This window comes from Parasedimentitalea denitrificans (assembly GCF_011813015.1).
GTDB lineage: Bacteria > Pseudomonadota > Alphaproteobacteria > Rhodobacterales > Rhodobacteraceae > Parasedimentitalea > Parasedimentitalea denitrificans.
In genome coordinates this window covers 40,485-47,188 of sequence record NZ_QHLQ01000026.1, presented here as the reverse complement: position 1 = coordinate 47,188, position 6,704 = coordinate 40,485, and the positions used below count along the sequence as shown (strand labels likewise).

General features: G+C 50.6%; 4 protein-coding genes. 3 read left to right on the top strand and 1 reads right to left on the bottom strand.

What is annotated here, in order from left to right:
• Positions 1–221 precede the first annotated feature (221 nt).
• On the bottom strand, positions 222–539 hold the full coding sequence (locus DL239_RS18925) for a hypothetical protein (protein ID WP_167685668.1): 318 nt from the start codon (positions 537–539) through the stop codon (positions 222–224).
• A 1,070-nt stretch (positions 540–1,609) separates the two neighbouring features.
• On the opposite strand from DL239_RS18925, the gene DL239_RS18915 reads away from it, so the two are divergent.
• From DL239_RS18915 to DL239_RS18905, 3 genes are all read left to right on the top strand, one after another.
• Positions 1,610–3,382, top strand: coding sequence for a CHASE domain-containing protein (locus DL239_RS18915; RefSeq protein WP_167685666.1), 1,773 nt, complete (start codon positions 1,610–1,612; stop codon positions 3,380–3,382).
• 447 nt (positions 3,383–3,829) lie between these two features.
• Complete coding sequence (locus DL239_RS18910; RefSeq protein WP_206188532.1) at positions 3,830–4,486, top strand: DUF2306 domain-containing protein; 657 nt, start codon at positions 3,830–3,832, stop codon at positions 4,484–4,486.
• Between the two features lie 340 nt (positions 4,487–4,826).
• On the top strand, positions 4,827–6,614 hold the full coding sequence (locus DL239_RS18905) for an adenylate/guanylate cyclase domain-containing protein (RefSeq protein ID WP_240932007.1): 1,788 nt from the start codon (positions 4,827–4,829) through the stop codon (positions 6,612–6,614).
• The last annotated feature ends 90 nt before the right edge of the window (positions 6,615–6,704 follow it).

Here is a 6,704-nt window from a genome sequence, read left to right as displayed (position 1 = left end):
TCGTCGGTGTCCACCTGCTCATGAACCCCAACTATCACGCTGGATTCATACAGTGAATCCCATCAACCGATTTGTGCAACAAAGCCCAATGCACTATTAATTTTGACACTGTTGGTGGAAACCCTACGGCTCAGTATCGGGTTGAAATTGAAGCTGTTGTGTATCAATTTAACTCCGAACTAGCGTCAAAAGCGGCTGCTTCAAACCCACCGGTGCTAACGTCAGACCGATACAAGGCAGGCCGTACCGTTGTCGCTGGACTCAATGTGCTTGAGATGTAGCAATAGTGAGGCTGCGGTGTTGCGAAACTGCTCGCTCAGCAACCGGCGGCGGTTGAGTGCTGTTCGGAGCTCAACGAGGTCTGCGAAGAGACCCCGATCGTTCTGAATGCTGAGATCTTGCAGGCCTTCCAGCGCACTGCGTGCAGCCCGCAGTCCCTTGGCTGTAAGCTCTTCGAGACTGTCAAAATCGTCGCGAGATTGTTCCGGAAAGAACAGCGCGACACGGTGGTTGTTTTGGGTCGGGACGTTCGTAGGCATTGGAAGCATGATGTGTCTTTCTGTGATGCAGTTCGGGGCGTTCCGGCCCATCTTTTGAGGGGCCCGAGGTCATCCGAGCAATGTTTGGAGATCAAGCGAGGCGCTTGCCGCGTTTGTATTCGACAGTGAACGTCGGGGGCTTCGCTTTCCTGCGCCCGTAGAGACGGCGGCGCTCTCTGTGATCCGCGGCAATGTCGGCTTCAGCCTGCAGGCGCGCGCGCACTTGGTTCATGCGCTCGAACTCAGGGCCGCTCAGTGAGTCAAACACAGCCGACTCTGTTGTTCTGTTGCAAACGAAGCCGTTGTGCTTCAGCGACACGCTTATCTTGCGATAGCAGATGAAGCGGGTTGGGCGATGGAGGCCTGCCGCGATCACACGCGCAGGCCGGGTGATATCAACACCGTAGCCTCGCGTTGTTTTGTGGTCCGCTGATGTACCGAAGGCCAGAGTAACGAAGGGCAGGGCCCCGGCGAACGCAGTGCGAACACAGGGGAAGTATAACCCGTAGTGCGGGCTGCTTAGCGAGTAAGCAACACCGCAACTATGAAAGCCGGGTGTGATGAGGTGGTGGTTCGCGGCAGGTTGAATGTCAGTCAGCTGTCGAACGCAACATCTTCGGCCACTAAAACAATCCAGCAGAAGGGCAGGAGGAACTCCATTGCAGTAGTTCACCAAACAGCCTGAACTGCTCAAACGCGTAGCTCGCGCAAAATACGCATAAAGTCAGATCCAAGCCCAAAGCAGGCCCGTTGCCTAACACCGGAGTAGCCAGTGCGCTCATGCACAAGGGCAGTTCCTGGTCATTCACTGCGGTTCGAATGAATTACTACTTTCGGGAAAGGCCACTAACATTGTGGCAATGAACCGATTTCATCTAGGTCACGGCTGACCATGCTCGCTTGATCTGAGCTTTTGGGTCGCCCCTATTCTGCGCCGCCGTGCCAGGTAGCGACAATTATTGACAGCGAGGGTGCTGGATCTGTGATATAATAAATCTCATATCGAGACTCGGTTGCCACGTATAAATTGCTTCAGCCCCTAGTCTCTCCGTCCCTCGAGGGAATGTCCATTGACGATTGCAATGTTCAAAAAGATATTAATACCGCTAAAGCAGCAAAAATGGCTTCCCGTCATAACGGTCGCCACAGTAGGCGTATGCATCTCACTCGTCTTTTTTCTTTTTGCTATTAAATCGGAACGCCAGCGTTTGCTGTCTGAGTTTAGAGAATACGCGAACCAACCGATTACTGAGATTAACAACTTGGTACTTGCCAATATCTCATCAGTTGAATCGATGATCGCATTTTATGAAAGCTCGGACTATGTAAGTCGGCAGGAGTTTAACACCTTCGCTTCATCAGTTTTGTCGTCGCACGATAGCATCCAAGCTCTGGAGTGGCTGCCAAAAGTTGTGGAAGACAACCGCAAAGCATTTGCGTTGGAGGCACAACTAGATGGTTTTTCAAATTATCGGATTACAGAGCGTGCTGAAGATGGGAAATTGGTACTTGCGGGGTCCAGGCCCGATTACTTTCCTGTTTACTACGTGGAGCCCCTTTGGGGAAATGAAGAGGCGCTTGGTTTCGATGTACAGTCTGAAACGACCAGATTTGTCGCTTTGCTTCACGCCCGGCGAACAGGTCAAATAGCCGCGTCTGAACCCATTTCTTTGGTGCAAAGCACCAACAGGGAAAATGGTGTTTTGATTGCCGCCCCTGTCTTTGAGAAAGCCGAATTTCACGAAAATAGTTCTTCGACAGACAAGCCGGTTTTGGGCTTCGTCTTGGCGGTTTTTCAAATTCCTAAACTGATTATGGCGGCGGAAAACCGGTGGGTTGAAGACCCTAACCTAGGAGACTTTTACGTCTTTTCAAATCCGGATAGTCAAGGTCAGAAACTCATATTCGCGCACCAATCCACTACGGACAATTTGCCTAAAACCGTAGCCGCGATACCCAAGCCCTATGTATCTGGTAACATTCAAATTGCTGACCGCAGATGGCAGATGATTATAACGCCACCAAACGGATGGCCTGCGGCAGTTGATCTTTGGCTGCCGTGGTCGCTCTTGTTCTTTTGTCTTGGCTTGACTGTCATTGCTTCTGCGATCTTCCGCATGCGACTTCTTGGCGTTATGGAGCTGGAGGGCCTTAGCAATGCATTGCAAGCTAAGAACGAAAAACTGGAGGCCGTATCTAAAGCTTTGGCAAAGTACTTGCCTAGTCAGTTGTGGGATTCAGTTCTGGCGGACGAAGGCCAGCGATCAATTGGAGCCAAGCGAAAACAGTTGACGGTCTTTTTCGGCGACATCGTTGAGTTCACCCGTTTAACACATGAACTACCGCCAGACCAATTGATGTATATCCTGAATGATTTTTTTACAGAGATGTCAGCCATTGGAATACGTCATGGCGCGACGCTGGACAAGTATGTGGGCGACGCGGTCGTCATGTTCTTTGGTGACCCTACCAGTAATGGAGCGCGCCAAGATGCTGCCTCTTGCGTTAAGATGGCGATCGAGATGCAGGAGCGCATGATTGACTTGCGAAAGAAATGGCTGGATCTTGGTTATCCGAAGCCTTTCCATATGAGGGTTGGCATTCATTCTGGTAGTTGCAGTGTTGGAAATTTTGGCTCCGACGAGCGCATGTCCTACACTATCGTTGGGGAGGACGTTAATCTTGCTGCCCGTGTCGAGAAACTTGGAAAGCCCGACAAGGTTACAATAACTAGCGATACTCTAGAACTTATAAGAGATCAGTTCGAGTTCACCTCTTGTGGTGTAGTTCATGTGGAGAGCATCAACCGCGACATTGAATTGTTTTCCATCAACTTACAGTAAATGTGCATCTGGCAATTATTTCCAATAATCGCTTCAAGGTATCGGCGGTGCGCAAGATCTCTGACCTACACGCAAAAGCGCAGAAAGAAAGTGCGGTTTTGCTGTGTGAGACAAGCCTGTTTTACGGCTTAATGTGCCTCACCCAAGTGTGGTGCCAAAAATCTGGAAACTGCCCTGCTCCTAGTCACTAAGAACTAGGAGCTGCCGTAGCTCCGTTTGCGGGAGAGTGAAATGCCTGATTGGCGCACCATGCAAATCTCGGCGTGAAGGGCTGATACCCGACCTTCGTTGTGTTCTATACAAAGGCAGCTGTGCGGACGAAGCACCTGTTCTTGGGAATCTTTCGCGTCTAGAAATATTTTCGAATTCTGGCATAAAAGTGGGGCGGCTACATGAGAGACAGTTCTTTAACAGTGTTATCCCAAAGGTAAGATGGAAAAGAGGCGGGTGGAGTTTAACTGGCGTTGGGAATTGCTCAAGTATGGGCTTATTATTCTCATGTATCTGATGGTCGCACCTTTTCTTGTTCATGCGGTGGAATTAGTGAGAGCCGCGCTCGGCGGCGAGGCAACGAAGAAACCTTACCTTTTTATCGCTGGCGGTACTTTGGGGAACACTGCAATGGTGGTCCACATTGCAGTTGGTGTCGCCCTGACGGCTCTAGTGCCACTTCAACTCGTTGGCGTAATTCGTTGGCGTCTTACTGCATTTCACCGGGTAACTGGTGTGATACTTATAGGACTGGCTTTACTGGCCTCCATCGGGGGCCTGACTTTCATCGCAATTCGGGGAACCATCGGTGGACCTGTCATGTCCCTTGGCTTCTCGCTCTACGGTGTTTGCGTGATGACGGCTGCGGTGCGAACACTTCAGACGGCCCTGAAAAGTGATCGGATCAGGCACGGGCAATGGGCTCTGAGGTTTTTCTGGCTTGCAATAGGCTCGTGGCTTTATCGGCTTCATTACGTACTCTGGTATTTGGTAACTGGGGGCGCTTGGTCGAACCCTGACTTTTCTGGAGCGTTTGACAAACTGCAGAACTTTGCCTTCTTCCTTCCCTACCTTGCAGTCGTGCAAATCTGGATTTTTTACCGAACTGTTTGAAGTCAGCGCTTTTGGGTCCAAATAGCCGTATTTGATAAGAGAGAGTTCTTGGCGGTGCAGCCCAATTTCATGGGAGCGTCTGTAAAAAACACCGTTTGCCCATTCACTGCGCCCGAGTCCGAAGTTTCGCGAGTTAGAGGGAAGGGCCATCCCGAAGCTTTGAGCGAGGCTGCTCGGTGGGCACAAATCAAAATCTGGCAATCTTTCAATTCGAAAGAGAGTCTTCAGTTGACGCTTCTCAATTCTGGCGGTGATGGACTGAAGGCTTGCGTAGCGCTAAGTTGCAGTATGAGCCAGCGTTAACATATTGCTAACTCGATTTACTCTGAGGCTTTGATTGATGGTCGATGAGCACAAACCTGTGGTTTCCGAAAAGCGACGCCTTGCAGCTGTGGCATTCGCTGACGTTGCTGGTTTTTCACGTCTGATGGCGGAAGACGATATTCGGACAAGCAACCGGTGGGAAATATTGATAAAAGACCTGCTGGTACCATTGCTGAAGAAAAATGACGGCCGGTTGGTTGGAACTGCAGGTGATGCGATCCTCGTTGAGTTCCAAAGCGTGGTTGCGGCTTTAAAATGGGCTGCGGACGTTCAAAAGGTACTCCATGCAGTCGAAAACAAGAGCGAGGAAGACGATTTACAGCTACGTATTGCGATAAATGTTGATGATGTACTAGTGCACCAAGGGACCATACTAGGAGATGGTGTCAACATTGCTTCGCGCATTCATGATGCCGCTGCACCTGGCCAAATCGTGGCGACAGGGCTCGTTCGAGAATTGGCCGGGAATAAAGCTAATGTTCGATTTAGAGATATGGGAACACCACGGCTTAAAAACATCAAACGCATTGTCCATTTATTCCAAGTCGTGCCGATCGAGGGCTCTGCCGAAGAAATGACAACTTTGCATCAACCCTTCATTGAATGGACATCGCGTCCTACGGTGGCGATCCTGCCTTTCCGATCGTCCTCCGGGCATGAAATGGAAGAGTATTTCGGGTCAGGAATCACCGAAGACATTATCAACGGTCTGTCGCGCAGCCATGCATTTCACGTGATCGCGCGCGCCTCGACGCTGCGCTTTGCGAACAGTTCGATGGATGTTCAGGAAATTGCGTCGCAATTGGGGGTCAATTACGTGATGGATGGAAGCGTGCGTCGTCAGGGTGATAGGCTTCGAATATCAGCAGAGTTGGTCGATGTTTCCCTGAACCGTTCGATCTGGTCAGAGACTTTTGATGGTACCGCCGAAGATTTGTTCGATTTCCAGGATACCATCGTAGCATCAGTCGTAGGCTCGTTTGAACCGCGCCTAAAAGCGCATGGGATCGAGCGTGTCCGAAATCGCTCTACCGATAGCCTTGACGCATATGATTGCGTGCTCAAGGCCGCATCTGAACTGTACCGTTTCACGGATGACGGGTATCGTCGCTCCGGCATGGCGTTGCGAAGGGCGATGGATCTCGATCCCACATATGCGCAGGCGTATGCCTATTCGGCCTGGCGATTAAATTTCCTTGTTGGCGAAGAACGCTCTGAGGACCCGGACCGCGACAAGAAACTTGCTCTCGATCATGCTCAACACTCCATCTCGCTGGACCCTGACGATTCCTTTTGTCAGGTGGTTGCGGGCCATCTGACCAGCCTGATCGAAAGTGATCCGCATCAAGCGATGTCGATGTTTAATTTGGCCCTGTCGCTGGATCAGAACAACGCATTGGGTTGGGCGTTCAGTGCAGTGACCTTGTCCTATCTGGGGCGCCGAGACGAAGCCATGCCGCGGTTCCAAAATGCATTTAAGCTCAGCCCCTTTGATGCGCTGAATTTCACATGGTGGACTGGTGCTGGTATCGCCGAATTTGTTGCCGGAAACTATGCGGACTCTATTAGCTGGTTACAAAAAGCAAGACACGTCAATCCACGCTTCATTGCAACAACGAGAATATTGGCCGCTAGTCTCGCATTAAACGGGCAAGAAGAGAAAGCCCGTGCCGTTGGTGCAGATCTACTGGCCCTCGAAAAAAACTTCTCAGTGGATCACTTTGTTTCATGGTATCCTTTGGTCCGTAGCGAAGACAAATTGGCCTTAAAAAGAGGGTTATTTATCGCGGGCCTACCCCGTTGACAGAAATTAGACTGGTAAGATTTCAAGTCCATTATACAGGATAAGGAGAATTCAGATGACGTCGTCAAGGGGCATGGGTAGCGGCATGGG